Genomic DNA, 19,892 nt, shown 5'->3' with positions numbered 1-19,892 from the left:
CTATTCTGGTGCGCCTGGAGGGACTCGAACCCCCGGCACGCGGTTTAGGAAACCGCTGCTCTATCCACCTGAGCTACAGACGCAAAGATAAAAATGGCGCGCCCGGAGGGACTCGAACCCCCAACCTCCTGGTTCGTAGCCAGTTACTCTATCCCGTTGAGCTACGGGCGCACGCTTTTATTTTATCCATTTTATTTATTTGCTTTTACCAGCAGGACCTATTGTAGCAGAGTTGCCGGTTTAAGTCAAGCCATAGAGGGCGGTGTGATGCGGTAAGAGGGCTAAAAGGTAAGACAGGGAAAAAACTATTGCCGCTAAAAGGCTACTGGCGCCCTTCCAGGCGCCAGTAAAATATGGCGGAGAGAGTGGGATTCGAACCCACGGTACAGGTTTTAGTCCTGTACAATCGCTTAGCAGGCGACCGCCTTCGACCTACTCGGCCATCTCTCCATCTAAGCTTACTGGCGGAGGGGGTGGGATTCGAACCCACGGTGCCCGTGAGAGCATCACTGGTTTTCAAGACCAGCTCCATAAACCGCTCGGACACCCCTCCACGGTTAGCAAAGATAGTATAACACATGCTCCCAGTGGCTGTCAAAAGGTTTTCGCCGCCGCCCCCGTCTAAAATTCCCCCCGGCTTTTACGAGGAAACGCGCGGCCACCTGTTTGTAGCCAGCAGGGCAGTATTTGGCCGTACCCGCAGCCTGTAAAGCTCGCGCAAATATAACAGGCTCCGGAAGATACGCTAGCCGAAAAAAGATAAAGAAAAAGAGTAACCCCGGTTTCTTGGGGGAAACCGAGGTTACCTCTATCTCCAGCCGCGCTCTGGATTACGGCGCCTCTGGTACGAAACCCTACTTAGGGGCCGGCAGGGCGTTATCCAGGGCGTTATTTCTATCCCGCCGCAGGTAGTTAAAGAGGACGCGGTCAACCCCATAGTAATAAGCCGCACTGCCAGCCAGCAGCAGGATAATAGCCAGGGTGTACAGTACAGGGTTAGTACTGGTAGTCCCGGCCAGCATATAATTGAGATTCATGAAGGCCCCCGCAGCCAGGGCGATTACTGTTAGCGCTCCCAGAATCAGGCCGACACCCACCAAAAACTCCCCTACAGCTATCAGCTTAGCGAACCAGGTGTAGGAGCCGCTGTTCAGCAAACCACTCAAAAAGGCCTTATACCAACCGTAATGAATCAAGTCCGGTGTACCCACTGCTTTAGTCCAATAACCCTTCAGGGCGACGCCGGTTTGCATCCATTTGGGGTCGGCCAGTTTGTGAAGACCAGCCTCCAACCACTGCCAGCCCAACCAGAGCCGCACTACCGTCCAGACAATACCCAGCCGGCGATCCCTTAGGAAGCTCAGCATTTCCCTCTCCCCCCTTGTGATAGTTTCCGCACTTCTACTATACACGCCGGAGAAGAAAGAACCCATCGGTTAGGGGACCTATTTTCGGCCTCGATTCACCGCCCTACCCAGGCGCGGTTTAATCAGCCTCCAGCTTCAAGATTCCTCTTTTAATGGCGTATTTGACCAGGTCCACCCGGTCGTGGAGGCCCAGTTTCTGCATGATATTAGCCCGGTGGGCCTGGACGGTTTTCACGCTGATGACCAGCCGCCGGGCGATCTCGGCATTGGTCAGCCCCTCGGCAGCCAGGCGTAAAACCTCAGTCTCCCGTTCGGTGAGCTCCGGTTCTGCGTTTTCTGCCGCCCGGGTGAAGGGTAACCTATTTTGCAGGCCTTCGATTACCCGCCGCGCTATCCGGGGATCCAGGTAGGCCTCGCCGCTATTTACTAGGCGAATGGCTGTCACCAGCTCCTCCACCCCGGCTCTTTTTAAAACATAACCCTTGGCCCCCGCTTCCAGGGCTCGGAAAACTAATTCTTCGTCATCATACATACTAAGGATGACCACTTTAACCGCCGGTTTTTTCTTGACCAGCTCCCGGGTGACCGCAACGCCGTTCTGGCCTGCCCCCAGCTGGAGATCCATAACTACTACCTCCGGCCGGGCTTCCTGCACCAGGTCCAGGACCCCGGCAGCAGAACCGGTTTCACCCACCACCTCGATATCTGCTTCCCGGTTTAGAAGGGCTTTTAAGCCTTCGCGGACAACAGCGTGATCATCGACCAGCACCACGTGGATGGGCATCCCCGTCCCTCCCGCCACCAACAGCGTAGGGCAACCAGAAGGTCACCGCCGTACCCCGGCCCGGCTGCCCCTGAATTTCCAGCCAGCCCCCGGCCAGGGTTGCCCGCTGTCGCAGGTTGCCCAGGCCCTGGCCAGTACCATATTCCTGCTGGGCCGATGCCAGGCCCGCCAGGCCGGTGCCATTATCTTTAATAGTCGTTTTGAAACCATCGGTTCCCAGGTCCACCTGGACCCGGACCTGGCTGGCCCCGGCGTGCCGGCGGATATTGCTGAAGATCTCCGTCACCATATGGTAGAGATGGTCCCGCTGGTCAGCATCCAGACCGGAGGGGGCCGTCCCCTGGATGTGCCAGCTAACATTGAAAGCGTTATCCTGCCCCAGGTCTGCCGCCCGGTCCTTAATAATGGTCACCGGGTCCGGGGGCAGCTCCCGGCCCAGGTGCAGCCCGGCCAGGTAACCCCGCAGGTCGTCGATTATCCCTTCCGCCTGGTGGGACAGGACCTGTAACCGGGAGGCTGCTGCCGCCGGGTTATCCGCCAGCAGGCCCCGGCTATGTTCCAGGCCCAGGGCCAGGCCGTAAATGGACTGGATCACCCCGTCGTGGAGGTCGCGGCGGATCTTTTCCCTTTCCTGCCAGATCATCTCCCGTTCCCGGACTGTCTCCCGGTAGCGTTGCTCTTCGGCGTCGTAAACCTCCAGGAGGCGAAAGATAAAGTAGGCCACCAGGATGCTGCTGAGGATGCGCAGGGCCGGGGCCGGCACTCCCAGGCCCATTAACAGGCTGGTATTTAGAATACTGGCGGGGAAAAAAGGCGCCGGCGGCACCAGCAGGCCCCCGGCAAATGTATAAAGAAACAGGGCCGCGGCGGAACCGGTTAGGTAAAACTTGAGGGAGTGCCGGCGCAAGGGGGCCAGCTCCTCTCCCTGGGCCAGGATGGCTGTGGCACTGAGGATAGACCCCGGTACGGCCAACAAGTAACGGGCCATGATATCTCCGGAAACCAGCCAGGGAGCTATAGCCACCCCGCTGCCAGGAAAGGTCAGGTAAAAAATCAGGCCCCAGCCCCCCAGGCCCAGGACCGGCAGGCGCCTTACCCAGCGGGGCCAGTTCCTGGTATCCGCCAGAAGGTTAATACCAAAGGCCAGCAAAAAGGTATAAGAAAGGGCCAGGAGTAGAGCGTGGCCGCCGTTTAAAAGGGCCCCACGGAGGGTTTGCCAGCCCTCGGCCACCATCCGACCCGGGATAAAGATATAGCCCCATTCGCTGGCCCCGTGCAACAGGCCAAAGATGGCCAGGCAGGGTAACCGCCGCCCCAGGGTCAGGTTGCTCCCCCATCTGGCCCGGACGAGGATGCCGAAGCCCATGAGAAAGAAGGACAGGCCGTAAATAAAGAAGAAAAGGGACCAGTACCAGTATTGGCCGGTCAGCTCATGGATGGCCGGGTCCATAGGGTTAATCCTGCCCGGGCTTGATGGCTGTAAGGCCCCCCATATAGGGTTTTAAGGCGGGGGGAATGAGCACCGAGCCATCCGCCTGCTGGTAGTTCTCCAGGATGGCGGCCACTGTCCGCCCGACGGCCACCCCGGAACCGTTCAAGGTATGGACCAGGCGCGGCTTCTCCTTGGGGCCGGGCCGGAAGCGGATATCGGCCCGGCGGGCCTGGAAGTCTTCAAAGTTACTGCAGGAAGAGATCTCCCGGTAGGTGGCGGCTGCCGGCAACCATACCTCCAGGTCGTAGGTCTTGGCCGCCGCAAAGCCCAGGTCGCCGGCACAGAGGGCGACTACCCGGTAGGACAGGCCCAGGAGCTGCAGGACCTCCTCGGCGTCCCGGGTCAGCTTCTCCAGTTCATCATAGGAATCCTCGGGCCGGGTGAACTTGACCAGCTCCACCTTGTTGAACTGGTGCTGGCGAATGAGGCCGCGGGTGTCCCGGCCGGCGGCGCCGGCCTCGGCCCGGAAACAGGCGCTATAGGCCACGTGGTAGATAGGCAGCTGCTCGCCCGGCAGGATCTCCCCCCGGTAGAGATTGGTCACCGGCACCTCGGCCGTGGGAATGAGGTAGTAATCCGTGCCCTCGACATGGAACATATCCTCGGCGAATTTGGGCAGCTGGCCGGTGCCCAGCATGCTGGCGCTGTTGACCAGGTAGGGAGGAAAGATCTCCTGATAACCGTGCTTGATGGTATGCAGGTCGAGCATGAAGTTGATTAAAGCCCGTTCCAGCCGCGCCCCGGCACCGCGGTAAAAGACGAAACGTGCCCCGGCTACCTTGCCGCCGCGCTCAAAGTCGATAATTCCCAGGTCCTCGGCTAAATCCCAGTGGGGCCGGGGCTCAAAGTCAAAACGCGGCAGCTCGCCCCAGTGGCGGACGGGTTGATTATCGGCGTCGCTCAAGCCCTCAGGCACAGAGGCATGGGGGACGTTGGGCAGCTTCAGCATCTCCTGCTGGAGCTCGTCCTCAACCTCCCGGACCCGGTCATCCAGCTCTTTAATGCGGTCACCCACCTCCCGCATGGAGGCGATTAACGCGAATGCATCCTGGCCGCTTTTCTTTAACCGGGCCACCTCGGCCGAGACCTGGTTGCGCTTGTTTTTCAATCCCTCAACCTCAACCAGGAGGTTCCGGCGCCGGGCATCCAGGGCCAGGAAGTGGTCCAGGCCGGCCTTAAGGCCCCGGCGGGCCAATCCCCGGGCCACCCCCTCGGGATCCTGGCGTACCACTTTGATATCCAGCAAAAAAGCCGCTCTCCTTTCAACCAGTAACTGCGGATAATCCTGCCATTATTATGCCACTCTTGCTGGCGGAGGGCAAATATTGTTTGTCCCTTTAAAGATTAATATAACGGACATCCAAGACGCCGTCCACCTGGCGAATGGCGTCCAGGGCCGGCCGGGGCACCCCGGAATCCACTCCCAGGAGCATGACGGCCTGGCCGCCCTTTTCCCGGCGGCCCACCTGCATGCTGGCGATATTAACGCCGTGGTCGCCGATGACCAGGGCCACCGGCCCGATAATCCGTGGCCGGTCCAGGTGGGGCACCACCAGCAGGTGCCCGGCCGGGACAGCGTCGACGCTGTAACCGTCCAGGTTGACCAGGCGCGGCTCCCCGCCCTGATCGACGGTTCCGGCCAGGCGGTGGCTTTCCCGTCGGCCCCGGACCTCGACGCCGATCAGGTTAGTATAGTACTCCATCTCTAGGCTCTTCTTCTCCCGAAGGCGGAGGCCTCGCTTCCTGGCCACCAGGGGAGCGTTGACGTAGTTAACGGCGTCGGCCAGCAGGGGCCGGAAGAGGCCCTTTAAAAAGGAACTGGTGATAGGGGCCAGGTCATAGCGGGCCAGTTCACCATTAAAACAGATTTCCGCCGTGAGAATAGGGCTCTCCATGAGCTGGGCGAGGAAGCTGCCCAGCTTTTCCGCCAGTTGCAGGTAGGGGTGCAGAACCTCCGCCAGGTGACCGCGGACCACCGGGATATTAACGGCATTCAGGACGGGTTCGCCTCGCAGGCAGCGGACCACGTCCCCAGCTACCTCTACCGCCACTGCCGCCTGGGCCTCAGCTGTGGAAGCCCCCAGATGGGGGGTGACAATAACGTTCTCCAGTGCTAACAGGGGACTCTCCCGGAGGGGTTCTTCTTCGAAGACATCCAGGGCCGCCCCGGCCAGATGACCGGATCGCAAGGCTTCATAAAGGGCTGTTTCGTCAATAATACCGCCCCGGGCAACATTCAACACCCTGGTCCCGGGCTTCATCAGGCCCAGCTTCTCCCGGTCCAGGAGGTACCGGGTGTCCTGCGTCAGGGGCAGGTGCACGGTAACAAAGTCGGCCTTCCTAAGGAGGTCCTCCAATGGCACCAGTTCGATCTCCAGGTGGGCGGCCTGTTCCGGGTCTACGTAGGGGTCGTGGGCCAGGACCCTCATTTCCAGGCCCCGGGCGCGGCGGGCCACCTCCCGGCCGATCTTACCCAGGCCGATGACACCCAGGGCCTTACCCCGCAGCTCGACGCCGACATACTTCTTCTTCTCCCAGATACCCTGCTTTAAAGCCGCGCTGGCCTGGGGAATGTTGCGGGCCAGGGCCAGCAGCATCGCTATCGTATGTTCGGCGGCGGCGATGGTATTGCCCTCCGGGGCGTTAACCACCACAATGCCGGCCTCGGTGGCCGCGGCGACGTCGATATTATCGGTACCCACCCCGGCCCGGCCGATAATCTTCAGTTTCCGGGCCGCCGCCAGGGCGGCCGCCGTCACCCTGGTGCCGCTGCGGACAATTAAGGCCTCGTAATCCCGTAATACAGCTTTAATTTCTTCCTCGCTCATTTTACCGCCGGCCGTCACCTCCAGGCCTGCCTCCCGGAGGAGATCCAGGCCGCGTTCATCGATACCATCCAGGGCTAAAACATGCATTTGCTTATCCCCTCTCTGCGAAGTATAAACAAGCTTATGCCCAAAACAAGCTCCCCAAGCTGACTTTTTCTGCTCCCGCGGTGGTCCTGGCGGAGCTGCAAGCACCTGCCGCATCCCATTTGCCTTGCCATAATCAACCGGTTTAATGCGTCGTCCCTTCCCCCAGGATGGCGCCGGCCGCTGCTACGGCCGCGCCCCGGGTCACCGGCACGCCAGCGTCGACCAGGACGGCTTCCAGAGCGGCCAGGCCGGCTATTACGTCGTTAAGGCTTACATAGCCCAGGTGGCCGAGGCGGAACACTCTATCTTTGACTTCGCCCTGGCCGCCGGCCACGACCACGCCAAATTTCTCCCGTAAAGGATTGATTATATCAGCTGGCTTCATTCCCCCAGGAACGCAGACGGCAGTCACTGCCGGCGAGGCTACGGCATCGTCAGCCAGGAGCTCCAGGCCCAGGCCGCGTACCCCGGCGCGGACCATATCCCGCATCAAGGCATGGCGGGCGAAGCTGCCGGCCAGAGTTTCCTCCCGCAGCAGGCGCAGGGATTCCCGTAGGCCGTAAAGGAGGGCGACCGCCGGGGTAAAGGGCGTCTGGCCTTTCAAACCCGAGCTGCGGGCCTTTTTAATGTCCAGGTAAAAGCGCTTATTAGTACACTTCGCGGCCGCCTGCCAGGCGCGCTCGTTGACGGCCAGCATGGTCAGTCCCGGCGGCAGCATCAAGGCCTTCTGGGAGCCGGCGATGACCACATCGACATGCCAGGCGTCCATGGGCAGGTCGGCTGCCGCCAAGCCGCTGATGCTGTCCACAATCAGAAGGGCCGGGTGGTTGCCCCGGGCGCGGCTGATGGCCCGGATGTCATTCAGGACGCCGGTCGAGGTCTCATTATGCTGCACCAGGACAGCTTTAATTTGCTGCCCGCTATCGGCAGCCAGGCGCTCGGCGATAACCTCCGGGTCGGCCGCCTGGCCGTAAGGGAAGGCCAGGACCTCCGCCTCCACGTCAAAGGCGCGGCAGATCTGGATGAAACGCTCGCCGAAGGCGCCAATGGTCACGGCCAGGACCTTCTCCCCGGGGGAAATCAGGTTGGCCACGGCCGCCTCCATGCCGGCCGTGCCCGAGGCCGTCAGAATGACCACCTCGGAACGGGTCTGGAAGACCTCTTTGAGCCCGGCGGTTACCTCTTCCCAGAGTGCTTTGAATTCCGGCCCTCGGTGATTGATGGCCGGCCGGGCCATGGCCAGGGCCACCCGCGGCGGCACCGGCGTCGGTCCGGGTAGAAGTAAGATTTGCTTGTCAGTCATGGAAAACAACCTCCTCAAAACTAAAAATCGTTATTGTTACAGACGACCTGCCCTAGGCTGGCGCAATCAATGCTATCCAGCTTTAAGTGATACTTTATAAAATATCCATATATTAACTAATATAGAAAAGTATTTGGACTGCTAAACAATTTTTGGCTACCACCTCCAGCGTGGTTCGGGCGAGCATGGTTCGTTCGAAAGCAGGTAAAATCCACCCGGCAAAATAAAAACTCCCGTCCCTAAAACAAGGGACGAGAGTTTTACCCGCGGTACCACCCTAGTTGGCCAGGTTATAAAAGCCAAACCTGACCCTCTCTCCATGCATAACGGACATGACCGTCCCGGCTTAATTCCCTCAACAGGATTTCTCGTCGGGTACTCAGGGGTGCCTCCCGACAGCCTCCGGGCTGGTTCCCACCTACCACCAGCTCTCTCGCTCACCGGATTGGGCCGCCGGCACTCCCCCTCATCGCTTTGCCACGATTGATTTTGGTTATAATAGCACACTATAGCCGGAAACGCAAGGATAAAAATCATTGTCGCGATACACAGTGGCGTTTTCAGGTCATCACCGCTTGGTCGGGTCTGAGTTTTAATATTCCTTTGCATCAGCCGGCCGTTTCCATTCCGGTATTAAAGACCTGTCCCATAACCATGATGCATATTTTACGGAGGATTTATAAAGGTGAACGTCTATCTGGACACCTCCGCTTTACTTGCCGTCCTCGATGCTGGGGTTACCTGGACGAGCCGCCATCCTCCAAACTCCTAAAATAGTCCCGGGGAGTGCAGATGTGTACACCCTCAATAACCTGGCCACGATAGGGTTCAAAATGATGTAAATCGCCAGTAATAAGATGGGTGGCCCGAGCCTGGATCGCTGCTAAAAGTACAGGTCGATCTTTTGCTGGCAGATGCACTGGACAGGAAAAGATGGTATCGACCTCAGGTACAATGTCAAGTTGCGCCACCAGTTTTTCCAGGCGCATTAAGTGCGCCTGTTGTTCAAGGTTACGCCGGGCTTCTTCGATTACATAGCCGGAGGCTAACAGCTGGCAGAGATTACGCCGTTCCCTTTCCCACAACCGGCTTAGAGCCGGGCTGCCGTAAGCAGCGGAAAATAGAACATTGGCATCTAAGTAGAGCCGGTCCATCAGCTATCCTGTAACCTTTCGTGGGGGATACTAGCAGGATCCAATCCCAGCTTACGTACCTCTTGGACCGCCCAGGCATAATCTTCCGGGGTGATACAATTATTTAAAAGGAATTCCGCCTTGCGTTCAGGGGTATAAACTTCTACCGGCAGGGCCACCGCCGGGCGTAATAATATCCCTTCTGGACATGCTTCAGCTATCACCAACGCCCCTTCTTGCAAGCCGTATTTACGACGTAAACTGGCCGGAATAACAACTGTACCCCTTTTCCCTATCTTCGTTGTTTCTTTAATAGCAAGGCCCATGATATCACCTCCGAAACTCAGTATATCAGATAAGGCGGGTTTACGCAAGAAGGCATTACCATCCTTACAAAAATCCTCATAAACATATCTGCTGTTCTCAGCCCTCTCTCGACGAAGTTATGAAAAAGATAAAGCAGGTAATTTTATCTGCCAGGCGGTCGAGCACGGCGGCTGAGTAATTACAATCTGACGATCCTTAATCATCCCGTGAACCTCCGTGGAAGGCCAAGGGGAATCCTCAGCAACAACACGCAGGGCCGGGTTAAATTCAAGCCGGCCCCCAACCCCATTATGATAAAACTTGCTTCAAACCATCCGGGCACGGCGGCGGAATTCCCGCAACACCTTTTCTTCCTGGGCCACGGTAACTTCCATCTCTGCGGGGCTGCCGTTGACATTATGGCTGGGGTAGACCAGGGGTTCATAGCCGCGCTGTAATAATACCTCCGCCGTCCGGGCTACCAGGGCATCGGCGATCAGGCAGGAGGCAATGGTCGAGGCTGAGGCCACCTTCCATCGTAAACCCGGCAGTTCCACCAGGGCATCCCCTTCCGGCACGCAGGTATCCAGCACCACATCGGCGGCTTCACTGAGCCTGAGGCCGCTGCTGTGGCGCGGCGCATGGGCCAGGGAGTGTCGCCGGGAGGTTATGGCAATAATTTTTAAGCCCCGCCGCCGCCCTTCCAGGGCCATATCAACGATTAATTGATTAATACCCGAATGGGAGATTAGGATCATGGCATCCGGGGGCTTCATTTCGTAATTCTGCATGATTATTCCGGCGTAGCCCTCCAGCTTTTCTAAATAAGAGGCCTGGCGCATGCCCATATCGCCTACTACCCGGGCATTGTAGGACAGGTAGAGTTCCAGCATGGGGTAAAAACCGACAATACTGCCTATGCGCGGGAAAGTCTCCATCACGGGAATGGCCGAGTGGCCGGCCCCGAACATGAAGACGACCCTGTCGCCGGCAATGGCATCAGCGCAGATAGCAGCGGCCTCGTTTAGCCCGGTGGCCTGGGTCTCCCTGATTTGCCTGGTCAACTGCTGCATGGCTGCGAGAAAATAATCACCCGCTGTAGCGGAGTTTGCTAACATACATTAATCCCTTCCTGTGGAGAAATAGAATTAGATGACCCTTATAAAGCCAGGGGATAACGTCCCAGGCGCGCTGCTTCACGGAATAGGAAAAGCAGGTTTGCCGCCGGCACGTCGCGCTGGATATGGTTGGCTGGGGCCAGAATATAACCCCCGCCCGGGGCCAGGTTGCCGAGGCGCTCCCGGATTTCCCTGCTGATGGCCTGCTGCTCTCCTTGCAGGGCCTCCTTGATATCCACACCGCCGAGGAACGACAGCCTGTCGCCATAAGTCTTTTTTACAGCGGCCTGGTCGGTAACCTCCAGGGGTTCCAGGGGATGAAAGACATCAATGCCAACATCCAGGAGGTCCCCCAGCAGGGGGGTAATGGCCCCGTCGCTGTGGAAGACAACTTTAATGTCCGGTGAGTAACCCTTCACCAGGGTAATGAGGCGGCGCCACTCAGGAGCGAAGAATTCCCGGAAGAGGGCGGGAGCAATAATGAGGCTGCGCTTATCGGCGTAATCATCCCCCGGCAGTTCCATCAGGTCCAGGTCCTTCCCGGCTACATCCAGGTAGACTTCCGTCAGGCTATAAAAGACATCGCCTACCTTCCGCACCAGGGCATGGGCGAAATCCGGATCGGTGAGCAGGTCGACCATAAATTGCTCGGGCCCTCGTAACAGGCAGCAGAGTTCAAACAGGCCGTAAGAATTCACCGCCCGGGCGGCAATGGCATAATCGCCGCTGGCGCGAATGGCCTTGACCCTGGATCGTACCGCCTCCAGATCCAATCCGTCGCTACCGGGCCACGGGTAGGTTTCCAGATCTTCAATGGTGGCCGAGGCCAGGGGGTGCAACCGCGCCCCCCGGTAACCATCCGATTCGACCCACTCGATGCCCCAGTTATCACGGCCACCGCCGGCAGGCGGCGCCCCCATTTCACTGAAACCCAACCAGATATGGCGGATGTCAACTCCCAGGGCTTCCAGCAGGCGATCGTCATAATAATTCACTGTGTGGCTTCGTTTGGGCCGGAAAGGAGCTGCCGGCTCTCCCAGAGCCAACTCTTCAACGGCTGCAAAGTAGAGGGGATCCGTAATTCCGTACCAGCTGCCCCCTAAGGCCAGGGGAACCCGGTCGGGTTCCTCATGGTTCAGGGCGACCCGCACCCTTTCCCTGGCTGACATTTCCTTCATGATCTATCCCCCTGCGAAATGAGATGTGGGAAGTGAAATGTGAGAGGTGAGATGCTTGTTGAAACTGGCTGCGCCAATCGGACTACGCCCGGGGATAAACCCCGTAGCGCCGCGCCGCCGCCACCATCGCTGCCAGGTTCTCCGGTTTGGTACTGGAAAGCATACTGCAACCCGAGCTGAGGATAAAACCGCTCTGGGGCAGCATTACCTGGAATAAGTCCCGACAGGCATTTTCGACTTCCGCCGGCGTGCCCCGGGCCAGCATCTCCGTATCCAGGTTGCCGATCAAGGCCGTCTTACCCAGGGATATGGAACGCAGCCTTTTAATATCGGTCCGGTGATCAATCTCAAAGGCTGCCGCCCCCGTCTCCACCCACTGGTCGTGGATGGCATCGGTACGGCCGCAAATATGAATCGAGTAGGGCAGGCCTATCTCTTCCTGGATGGCCCGCGTAGCCTCTTTTTCATACGGCAAAACGTATTCATTAAAAATCGGTGGCCCGACGATATCCGGCCCGCCAAAGGCGTCACCACAGGTAGTGACATGGGCGCCGGCCCGTTTCATAGCCCGGGCCAGTTCAATATGGCACTGGTTGCAAAAGGCGATTAGTTTGTGGACCAGCTCTGGTTTCTCGCCCAGGCTGATGTCCAGCAGGAACTGTTCCATACCCCGCAGGAGGGCAGCCAGGGTAAAACCGCACTGGTCAGCACGGCCGATAACCAGCACCCGGTCCCCTTCCTTCGCCACCAGGGTTTCAACCGCCTTTAACCACTGCGGTAAACGACCATCTTTACTGGGATCCAGCGGCTTTAGCTTATCAACATCCTCCAACCGCTCCAGGACGTGGCCGGTAAGGGCTGGCGGGTTATCCGGCCGGTACTCTACCGGGCATCCCAGGGCTTCGGCCAGGATGGCTGCATCCGGGCCCATAAAGTGGCCGTCATAACCAAATTTTTCCCGGCACGCCAACATAGCTAGGGCCAGTTTGCGACCGTCATGGGAACACTCAATCATGTCGTAACCAGCCAGGGCCACAGCCATCGTGGAATTCTGGGGTACTACCGGTACGCGGTCTGGTTGCTCCCAGCGTAAGGCGGCCATCGACCGCGCTAAGGGTGTCATTTCTGCCACAGGTTATTCCTCCTTAGGAATGAGATGGGAAAGGCGAGATGTAAACTTAGCCACAATTTACCTAGCGATAGTTAATTACTTTTTCAATTTCTTCCCGCGAAGGGGCCCGGACCAGTCCCCCGGTAGCCACTACCAGGGAAGCCGCGGCGTTCCCCCAGCGGGCAGCCGTTTTTTCATCAAATCCTTGCTGCAGCCCCCATAAAAAGGCAGCATCAAAAGTATCCCCCGCGCCCACGGTGCCCCTTACCGGCACCTGATAGGCAGGCACGTAGAGTTCCAGCCTCTTGCCTATCTGATAAAGGTTGACGCCCTTTTCCCCCTGTTTGGCCACCACCCAACCCTGGTAGCCGTTGGCCTCAAGACAGGCCAGGCTATCCTCCATTTCTTGTTCACCGGTAAGGGTATTGATTTCCGTGAAATTACCCAGCAGATAATCTATATCAGGGAAAAAGCCCTTAATTTCCGTTAGTAATACCGGTTGGCCGATGGCCGGCCCGATATCCATGGCTGTTTTTAGACCCCTGGCCCGGGCCAGGGCCAGGATCCTGCCGGCTGTTTCCCCTCTTAAAGCGGGTAACAAGGGATACCCACAGATAAGCAGAAACTGGTGCCCGAGTAATAACTCGAGATCAATTTTGCTGTAATCCAGGGATGCATCAGCGCCGGCATAAAAAAAAGAAAGGCGGTTATTAGCTTGATCGGTAAGAACGACGTTTGTTGAAGTAGGAATACTTTTATCCTGATAGATGCCTTTTAGGCTCACTTTCTCCCTGGCCAGCCACTCTTGGAGTAACCCGCCCGCCCAATCTACACCCAGGGCGCTAAAGAGGGTCACCCGGCCGCCCAAAGCGGCAAAAACGTAGGCTACATTGGCGCCATTGCCCCCCATGGAGGCTGCCACCGGTTCCTGGCACCAGATTAAATTGCCCCCTGTGAATTCATCGCCGCTGGCCCGGGGTAGATCGGCGATATTGTGTAAAAAGAGATCGATTACCGTGTTACCGATTACTGCTAACATCTTCTCTTCCCCTATTATCCGTTGGTTGGTAAATGCTCTTTAAGTTGCTGCTGCAGCTTTTCATAGGCAGCCGGATCTAAAGGCAGAAACTCAAAATCGCCCACATGGGTATCTCGATCCTCAATAATCAATACCCGGGCCCCTGGCGCTAGGGCGATGTTGTGCCAGACCTGGCGGGGGACATTATAAATCTCGCCGGGGATCATGACTGTGGTCTGGAAACTAAATAGACCATCCCTTTCCTCCCCTACAATCAGCACCCCCTGGCCGGCCAGTAAGACAAAGGCTTCATCGGTCTGCAAATGGCGATCCATTTTATGCAGATTGGCCGGCGCCTGGGCAGTATCATAATTTAGCTGGGCCACCTGCCATTTTGACGTTAAGATTAGGGGTTGAAAGCCAGGTTGATCATAGGTATATTTCTCCAGTAAAACCATTCGGGCAGTGCTCCTCTCCTGCAGGTAAGTGAGTTGCAACTTGCAACTATACTATAAAATGGAAGTGCACAGTGGGAGAACTATCGGCCCGGGAGGAAACTAAAAGGTTTCCTCCCGGTGCAGGTTATTACTTCTTTAAAAACTTGGAGGCATTTTCTTTAGTAGCCAGTTCCAAAGGCGACAGAACTAAATCCGGTATTTTTTGCCCTTCCAGGAGGGGAATTACCATCTTATTTATAGCTGTCTTGCCGTGCTGGTCGGGCATATAAGCGGTGGTAGCAATGAAGGGGCTCTTGGGATCCATCAAAGCCCGGAAGCTAGTTTCGCCGATGCCACCCTGGCCGAAAACAGCCACTTTGTCGGCCAGGCCGCGGGCTTCTACGGCAGCAGCGGCCCCCAAGGCCATATCATCGTTAATGGCAAAGACTACATTAACATCCGGGTTGGAAGTCAGGATGTCAGTCATTACATTGAGTCCCTTTTCCCGCAAGCCTTCAGCATCCATCCGCGGTAGGAACTGGGCGTCGGGCACATACTTTTTAAAGGCTTCCATAAACCCATCAATACGTTTGCCTACGATTTGCTCTACGGCCGCATGGGTAATTAAGGCTACTTTGGCTTTCTTGCCTTTAAATTTTTCGCTAAAATATTTGCCAGCGTAGTCGCCTACGATTTTACCGGCTTCGACATCATCATGGTTTAAGAAATAAGCCCCCTCAATAGGTACATCTGAGGCAATAACCGGCACGTTCTTGGCTTTGGCTTTCTCCATAATGGCACCGCCGACCTTGGGATCAGGAGTGCTGACAATCAGGATCTTCGCGCCGCGGCCCAGTAAACTCTCTACATTCTGTAGGCAGGTCTGGCCGTCATTGTTATTATCCGCCACATCCAGCTTGATGGGCTTGCCAGATTCCTTGATCGCCGCTTTCATACCCTCAATCTGATTACCCCAATACTCGTCAACCATCCGCATGACGGCATAGCCAACCACCGTTTCTCCCTTTTTATCTCCCTGGGAGTTACCCTGCCCCTGCTGCGCCGGTTTTTGCCCGCAGGCAGTTAAAACTAGCATTATGACCAGGGAAGCGGCAACAATCGTCAACCATTTTTTCATTGGCTCTTTATCCCCCTTTAATTAATACTCCACGACCGAAGCAACATCCAGGACATCTCAATCTAATGTACCTGCCTGAAATCATGGGTGGCAAGAAAAATAACCTTTTCTTCAGTAGCTTCCTTTTGTTGAATCTCCCCTGCCATCCTCCCCTCCCGCATAACCATAATCCGGTCACTTACAGCCAGGACTTCCGACAGGTCTGAAGAAATCATCAGCACTGCCATCCCCTCATCAGCCAGTTGCCTGATCAAACGATGGATCTCGGCCTTGGCGCCAACATCTACTCCCCGCGTCGGCTCATCCATAATGAAGATCTGCGGTTTAGGCTGGCGCATCAGCCACCGGGCCAGGATTACCTTTTGCTGGTTACCGCCGCTTAAATTGGCTACCTTTTGCGCCAGGTTGGGGGTCTTGATCGCTAATTCCTTTACCCCGCGCCCGGCCATCTGCTTTTCTACCGTCGTCTGGATAAAACCGCGGCGGTGAAGGGAATCCAGGTTGGCCAGGCAAATATTACGGGTTACATCCAGTTGCAAAACTAGCCCCTGGTGCCGCCTATCTTCAGGCAAAAAGCCCAGACCATGCCGGATAGCCTCGCGTGGACTGGTAATCTTCACCTCCTTCCCTGCTAGTTTTATCTTTCCAGCCGACGGTCGGGCCAGGCCGAAGAGCAACCTGGCCACTTCCGTTCGCCCGGAACCTACCAACCCATAAAGACCAAGGACCTCACCAGCGTGCAAAGAAAAGTTTATATCTGCTACTACACCCTCCTGGCAGAGGCCTTCCACCTCCATTACCACATTTCCCCTGGCAGCTTCTCCTGGGGATACTAAACCTTTATTTATATCCCGGCCCACCATCAGCCGGACAAGTTGTTCATATTGCGCCTCTGCCCCGGGCAGAGTAGCCACCACCCGGCCGTCACGGAGAACTGTTATCCGGTCGGCCAGATGCAAAATCTCCGCCATGCGGTGGGAAATATAGATAACGCCTACGCCCCGCTCTTTCAGCCGTTGCAGGTTCTTAAAGAGGACGGCTGTTTCATCCTCGGTCAATACCGCTGTGGGCTCATCAAAAATAATTACTCTGGCGTTAATTGATAAAGCCCGGGCAATTTCCACCTGCTGCCGGTAAGCGACACTCAAGCTACCCAACCGCTGGCGCGGGTCCAAATCTATCTCCAGTTCGTCCAGTAACTCACGGGCCATATTATAAAGCCTGTTCCAGTCTACCCAACGCCGGCCCCAGCGGGCTGGCAAGCGGCCCATAAAGATATTCTCAGCTACCGAAAGATGCGGGGATAAAGCTAACTCCTGATAAACGGTGCTAATGCCCAGTTCCCTGGCTTCCCGGGGAGAATTGATGGTAACCGGCTGCTCCTGAAAATAAAGCTGTCCCTGGTCGCTGTGGTAAACTCCCGAAATAATTTTAATCAGCGTCGATTTGCCGGCCCCATTTTCGCCAACCAGGGCGTGGATCTCCCCTGGCATAATCGCCAGGGAAACGTCTTTTAAAGCCTGGACGCCGGGAAAAGCCTTGTTCACTCCCTCAAGCCGCAAAAGGGGTTGCCCGGCCATTTAAGCCGCCCTCCTTTGCCGTACCTGGTCAATGCCCACTGCCAGTAAAAGCACCACGCCCCGGGCCACATCTTGAAGGAAACTGGAAAGACCCAGGAGGACAAAACCATTACCAAGGACCCCTAGGACGAGTACTGCCAGGATCGTATCTTCTACCCGCCCCTGGCCGCCGCTCAAACTGGCGCCACCCAGGACCACAGCCGCAATCGCATTCAATTCATAACCGGTACCGGCGCTGGGAACACCGGCACTCAGGCGCGACGCCAGAATGATCCCGGCGAAGGCCGCCAGTAACCCCATCAACAGGTAAATCAGGATCTGGGTTTTTTCCACATTAATACCGCAGACGCGGGCCGCCTCTTCATTACCACCAATGGCATAGACTTCGCGGCCGAAGACTGTTTTATTGAGCAAAACGTAAATACCGGCGACGACTAAGAACATTAACACTACAGGCATAGGTAGGCCGGCCAGGAGGCCACGACCCCAATAGCCAAAGTCGGGGAAGATGGGTTCCGTGCCGTAGATACCAAAAGATAACCCTTTAGAGTAAATAAAAGCCAGACCCCTGACAATAATCATTGAAGCTAAAGTGGTAATCAAGGGATTAATTTTAACCTTGGCAATAGACATACCGTTAAGCAGGCCCACCGCAACACCTACTACCAGCCCGGCCACTATCGCCAGCCACTGGGGCAGGCCGCCATGCATAATACTGCCGACAATCACGCCGGTAAGGGCCATATTACTGCCGACGGAAAGATCAAAACCGCCACTTATAATTACCACCGTCATCCCGGCGGCGACAATGCCGATCAAGGCAAAGGATAAGAACATATTGGAAAAGTTATCCCAGGTTAAAAAATTGGGTGATACATACGTAAAAATGATTATTAACAACAATAAAGCAACAAGCAACCCCAAACGTTCCGCCAGACTGCCTACCTTTCGTTGTTTGCCATTTTCCTTCATGCCAGTAATCACCTCTAAATTCTGTACCATTTTTCCCTTCCGCCCTTTTTTATTACTAACGCATTTGTAATTTATGTTTTAAAAGGTTTTTTTCAGGGTACAGGTAACAAGTGCCCTTTAGCTCTAATTTCCGGCCTCGAGCCGTAATTTCAGCAACAAATCCCGAGAGTTTCGTGCACAGTAATTACTTACAGGTTCTCCGGCGAGGTAAAGAAATAATGAAGTACCAGGGTAACCCCTCCCAGCAGGGGGCCGTCGTCTCCGAGCTCACTGGCCCGGACCCTTACCTTTTCCGCGGCTACTGAAAAAGCCCTCTCCTGGACCATCTGTTGGATAGGTTCCACCAACAATCGCAGGTCAGTCAGCGGCATTTCCCGGGTGTTCAGGATAACCAGGTCGGGATTAAACAAGTTGACCATGTTGACAACACCGCTGCCGAGATATTTTATCTCCCTGGCCAGCACTTCCCGGGCCAGAGCATCTCCTCTTGTAGCCGCTGTAAAAATACCTGTTATTGTCAACTCCCCCGTTGCCAGGTCCTGTTGTAATTCACTTGCTGCTCCGGTGGCTAAACGCTCCCGGGTATAGGCCAGCATGGCATCCCGGGAAGCGTATAGTTCCAGGCAACCATAATTGCCGCAGACGCAAGGGGGGCCTTCGGCATTTACCGTCGTATGCCCGATCTCGGCGGCCAGACCATCCTCGCCCCGGTAGGGTTGGCCGTCCACAATTACGCCGGCGCCAATCCCGGTACCTACGATGATACATACGAAGTTATCACTTTCTTTGGCCCCTCCTAACCACTTTTCCGCCAATGCCGCTGCGTTGGCATCATTATCCACAAAGGTAAGTAATCCTGTTTCTTCCTGCACGGCTTTGGCCAGGGGAAAGTCGGACCAATCATAGGGGACATGATACCGGGAAGGATTCTTTTCGGAACCAGGGGGCAGGCTCCTGATACTGCCTTCACGCCAGCTTAAAGGTCCGGGGGCTACAATGCCCAGCCCGACAATCTTTTTTTTGGCAATCATTGCTCCGGAGATTAATGAATTCACCATCTTTCCCACTGTTTCCACCAGGTCGGTGCCATCAGTAAATACGTTCTTTATAATCCTTTCTCTGGCTATAACCTCCCCTTTCAGATTGGTAATGACGCCGGTAACAGCGGTACGGCCAAGGTCAATACCTACGGCAAAACGAGAGTTCGCTTCCAGTTCCAGTAGAACCGGTTTGCGCCCAAGACTGCTTTCCCCGGGGCCTACTTCCTTAATTAAACCCAGGGATAATAAAATACTGGTTAAATTGGAAACGGTGGCTCCACTCAAGCCGGTCAAATTGGCTAACTCAATACGCGAAACCGGTCCCTGCAAACGGATCAAATTAAGAAGCAAACGCAGGTTATATTCTTTATTGCTTTTTTGATTGTAGCCGTATTCCCCTTTACTCATTAGGCCATCTCTCTAATTAATTTATTTAACGAATTAATTATTCGCCATTTATCCCCGGAATCCTGCTTCAGGTTAAAATTTTTCGACCTGTGAACTTACGTGTACCATAATTTCCCAGCAGGCCACAATAAAAAACAACCCACTTAGATCGCATCATTTTCATTGATTTTTGGGGCCGGGGCACAAAGCTCACGCCGCCAGTCCCGCGTCAAAGGATAAACAAAGATCTTCTTTGCCGATGCTTTTCCCTGGCGATAACCATGGCCAACACTTGCCGTCTCACCGATATACACCCAATTGGCGGCAGCATAGCAGGTGCCGTCATGGGGCGGCATGACAAATGTTTCTAACAATACCGGGGCATAGCCATAGCGCGCCAGCCAATCCTGCCGTAACCGCCGCACGGCTAAGGCCAGGGCATGGCTCGCCAGATGGGGAATATGAACCCCCGGTAGGATTAAAAAGCGGCTATTGCCGACTATGCGGTAGAGAAACCGCCGCCGTTCCGGGGGTGTCCAGCCAATCCAGTCGTCCCTGGCGCTCAAGGCTCTGGCTGGCGCCGCAAACAACAGCGCCCCCAAGATGCGGTTTG

General features: G+C 56.1%; 18 protein-coding genes, 4 tRNA genes and 1 other annotated feature. All 22 genes read right to left on the bottom strand.

Annotated elements, in window-relative coordinates; translation table 11 throughout:
* Positions 1 to 6 precede the first annotated feature (6 nt).
* Positions 7 to 83 (bottom strand) — tRNA-Arg (locus SDD30_RS06125).
* A gap of 11 nt (positions 84 to 94) precedes the next feature.
* Positions 95 to 171 (bottom strand) — tRNA-Arg (locus SDD30_RS06120).
* Positions 172 to 354: 183 nt separating this feature from the next.
* A tRNA-Ser gene (locus SDD30_RS06115) sits at positions 355 to 450 on the bottom strand.
* Positions 451 to 462: 12 nt separating this feature from the next.
* Positions 463 to 553, bottom strand: a tRNA-Ser gene (locus SDD30_RS06110).
* 301 nt (positions 554 to 854) lie between these two features.
* The gene (locus tag SDD30_RS06105) at positions 855 to 1,367 is read right to left on the bottom strand and encodes a DoxX family protein (RefSeq protein ID WP_434074047.1); all 513 of its coding nucleotides are present in this window, start codon (positions 1,365 to 1,367) and stop codon (positions 855 to 857) included.
* A gap of 118 nt (positions 1,368 to 1,485) precedes the next feature.
* Positions 1,486 to 2,151 (bottom strand): response regulator, encoded by a 666-nt coding sequence (locus SDD30_RS06100; RefSeq protein ID WP_434074046.1) that lies wholly within the window; start codon positions 2,149 to 2,151, stop codon positions 1,486 to 1,488.
* Positions 2,123 to 3,601 carry a sensor histidine kinase gene (locus tag SDD30_RS06095; protein WP_434074045.1) on the bottom strand — a complete coding sequence of 493 codons (1,479 nt, stop codon included), beginning with the start codon at positions 3,599 to 3,601 and terminating at the stop codon, positions 2,123 to 2,125. The genes SDD30_RS06100 and SDD30_RS06095 overlap by 29 nt, the downstream gene beginning before the upstream one ends.
* A gap of 4 nt (positions 3,602 to 3,605) precedes the next feature.
* Entirely contained in the window at positions 3,606 to 4,889 is a 1,284-nt protein-coding gene (gene serS / locus SDD30_RS06090; RefSeq protein ID WP_434074044.1) for a serine--tRNA ligase, read from the bottom strand.
* 91 nt (positions 4,890 to 4,980) lie between these two features.
* Positions 4,981 to 6,558 carry a phosphoglycerate dehydrogenase gene (gene serA, locus SDD30_RS06085; RefSeq protein ID WP_434074043.1) on the bottom strand — a complete coding sequence of 526 codons (1,578 nt, stop codon included), beginning with the start codon at positions 6,556 to 6,558 and terminating at the stop codon, positions 4,981 to 4,983.
* A gap of 142 nt (positions 6,559 to 6,700) precedes the next feature.
* Positions 6,701 to 7,861, bottom strand: coding sequence for a pyridoxal-phosphate-dependent aminotransferase family protein (locus SDD30_RS06080; RefSeq protein WP_434074042.1), 1,161 nt, complete (start codon positions 7,859 to 7,861; stop codon positions 6,701 to 6,703).
* 244 nt (positions 7,862 to 8,105) lie between these two features.
* Positions 8,106 to 8,340 (bottom strand) — a binding site (T-box leader).
* 258 nt (positions 8,341 to 8,598) lie between these two features.
* The gene (locus SDD30_RS06075; RefSeq protein WP_434074041.1) at positions 8,599 to 9,015 is read right to left on the bottom strand and encodes a PIN domain-containing protein; all 417 of its coding nucleotides are present in this window, start codon (positions 9,013 to 9,015) and stop codon (positions 8,599 to 8,601) included.
* Positions 9,015 to 9,320: an AbrB/MazE/SpoVT family DNA-binding domain-containing protein gene (locus tag SDD30_RS06070; RefSeq protein ID WP_109207668.1), complete on the bottom strand. Its 306-nt coding sequence runs from the start codon at positions 9,318 to 9,320 to the stop codon at positions 9,015 to 9,017. Before SDD30_RS06070 ends, SDD30_RS06075 begins: the two co-directional genes overlap by 1 nt.
* 306 nt (positions 9,321 to 9,626) lie before the next feature.
* Positions 9,627 to 10,418 carry a sugar isomerase domain-containing protein gene (locus SDD30_RS06065; protein ID WP_434074040.1) on the bottom strand — a complete coding sequence of 264 codons (792 nt, stop codon included), beginning with the start codon at positions 10,416 to 10,418 and terminating at the stop codon, positions 9,627 to 9,629.
* Between the two features lie 41 nt (positions 10,419 to 10,459).
* Positions 10,460 to 11,596: a uroporphyrinogen decarboxylase family protein gene (locus SDD30_RS06060; RefSeq protein WP_434074039.1), complete on the bottom strand. Its 1,137-nt coding sequence runs from the start codon at positions 11,594 to 11,596 to the stop codon at positions 10,460 to 10,462.
* Between the two features lie 82 nt (positions 11,597 to 11,678).
* Positions 11,679 to 12,719 carry a uroporphyrinogen decarboxylase family protein gene (locus tag SDD30_RS06055; protein WP_434074168.1) on the bottom strand — a complete coding sequence of 347 codons (1,041 nt, stop codon included), beginning with the start codon at positions 12,717 to 12,719 and terminating at the stop codon, positions 11,679 to 11,681.
* Between the two features lie 70 nt (positions 12,720 to 12,789).
* Positions 12,790 to 13,746: a carbohydrate kinase family protein gene (locus SDD30_RS06050; protein ID WP_434074038.1), complete on the bottom strand. Its 957-nt coding sequence runs from the start codon at positions 13,744 to 13,746 to the stop codon at positions 12,790 to 12,792.
* Between the two features lie 14 nt (positions 13,747 to 13,760).
* A complete protein-coding gene (locus SDD30_RS06045) occupies positions 13,761 to 14,183 on the bottom strand; it encodes a hypothetical protein (protein ID WP_434074037.1) in 423 nt (140 codons plus the stop codon).
* Between the two features lie 127 nt (positions 14,184 to 14,310).
* Entirely contained in the window at positions 14,311 to 15,300 is a 990-nt protein-coding gene (locus tag SDD30_RS06040) for a sugar ABC transporter substrate-binding protein (RefSeq protein ID WP_434074036.1), read from the bottom strand.
* Positions 15,301 to 15,362: 62 nt separating this feature from the next.
* Entirely contained in the window at positions 15,363 to 16,880 is a 1,518-nt protein-coding gene (locus tag SDD30_RS06035; RefSeq protein WP_434074035.1) for a sugar ABC transporter ATP-binding protein, read from the bottom strand.
* Positions 16,881 to 17,882, bottom strand: a complete 1,002-nt coding sequence (locus tag SDD30_RS06030) for an ABC transporter permease (protein WP_434074034.1) — start codon at positions 17,880 to 17,882, stop codon at positions 16,881 to 16,883.
* Between the two features lie 158 nt (positions 17,883 to 18,040).
* Positions 18,041 to 19,300, bottom strand: a complete 1,260-nt coding sequence (locus SDD30_RS06025; RefSeq protein WP_434074033.1) for an ROK family transcriptional regulator — start codon at positions 19,298 to 19,300, stop codon at positions 18,041 to 18,043.
* Positions 19,301 to 19,443: 143 nt separating this feature from the next.
* On the bottom strand, positions 19,444 to 19,892 hold a 449-nt coding region (locus tag SDD30_RS06020), incomplete at its 5' end, for a Druantia anti-phage system protein DruA (RefSeq protein WP_434074032.1).

This window comes from Moorella naiadis (nom. illeg.), assembly GCF_051020825.1.
GTDB classification, from domain to species: Bacteria; Bacillota; DSM-521; order Neomoorellales; family Neomoorellaceae; genus Neomoorella; species Neomoorella naiadis.
The sequence above is the reverse complement of the archived record's forward strand: the minus strand, read 5'-3'. Positions and strand labels throughout refer to the sequence as shown.

Excerpts from the sequence above, each read along its gene's own strand:
- SDD30_RS06105 (WP_434074047.1), bottom strand. The coding sequence starts at position 1,367 with ATGCTGAGCTTCCTAAGGGATCGCCGGCTGGGTATTGTCTGGACGGTA.
- SDD30_RS06100 (WP_434074046.1), bottom strand. The coding sequence starts at position 2,151 with ATGCCCATCCACGTGGTGCTGGTCGATGATCACGCTGTTGTCCGCGAA.
- SDD30_RS06095 (WP_434074045.1), bottom strand. The coding sequence starts at position 3,601 with ATGGACCCGGCCATCCATGAGCTGACCGGCCAATACTGGTACTGGTCC.
- serA (WP_434074043.1), bottom strand. The coding sequence starts at position 6,558 with ATGCATGTTTTAGCCCTGGATGGTATCGATGAACGCGGCCTGGATCTC.
- SDD30_RS06080 (WP_434074042.1), bottom strand. The coding sequence starts at position 7,861 with ATGACTGACAAGCAAATCTTACTTCTACCCGGACCGACGCCGGTGCCG.
- SDD30_RS06075 (WP_434074041.1), bottom strand. The coding sequence starts at position 9,015 with ATGGACCGGCTCTACTTAGATGCCAATGTTCTATTTTCCGCTGCTTAC.
- SDD30_RS06070 (WP_109207668.1), bottom strand. The coding sequence starts at position 9,320 with ATGGGCCTTGCTATTAAAGAAACAACGAAGATAGGGAAAAGGGGTACA.
- SDD30_RS06065 (WP_434074040.1), bottom strand. The coding sequence starts at position 10,418 with ATGTTAGCAAACTCCGCTACAGCGGGTGATTATTTTCTCGCAGCCATG.
- SDD30_RS06060 (WP_434074039.1), bottom strand. The coding sequence starts at position 11,596 with ATGAAGGAAATGTCAGCCAGGGAAAGGGTGCGGGTCGCCCTGAACCAT.
- SDD30_RS06055 (WP_434074168.1), bottom strand. The coding sequence starts at position 12,719 with ATGACACCCTTAGCGCGGTCGATGGCCGCCTTACGCTGGGAGCAACCA.
- SDD30_RS06050 (WP_434074038.1), bottom strand. The coding sequence starts at position 13,746 with ATGTTAGCAGTAATCGGTAACACGGTAATCGATCTCTTTTTACACAAT.
- SDD30_RS06045 (WP_434074037.1), bottom strand. The coding sequence starts at position 14,183 with ATGGTTTTACTGGAGAAATATACCTATGATCAACCTGGCTTTCAACCC.
- SDD30_RS06040 (WP_434074036.1), bottom strand. The coding sequence starts at position 15,300 with ATGAAAAAATGGTTGACGATTGTTGCCGCTTCCCTGGTCATAATGCTA.
- SDD30_RS06035 (WP_434074035.1), bottom strand. The coding sequence starts at position 16,880 with ATGGCCGGGCAACCCCTTTTGCGGCTTGAGGGAGTGAACAAGGCTTTT.
- SDD30_RS06030 (WP_434074034.1), bottom strand. The coding sequence starts at position 17,882 with ATGGTACAGAATTTAGAGGTGATTACTGGCATGAAGGAAAATGGCAAA.
- SDD30_RS06025 (WP_434074033.1), bottom strand. The coding sequence starts at position 19,300 with ATGAGTAAAGGGGAATACGGCTACAATCAAAAAAGCAATAAAGAATAT.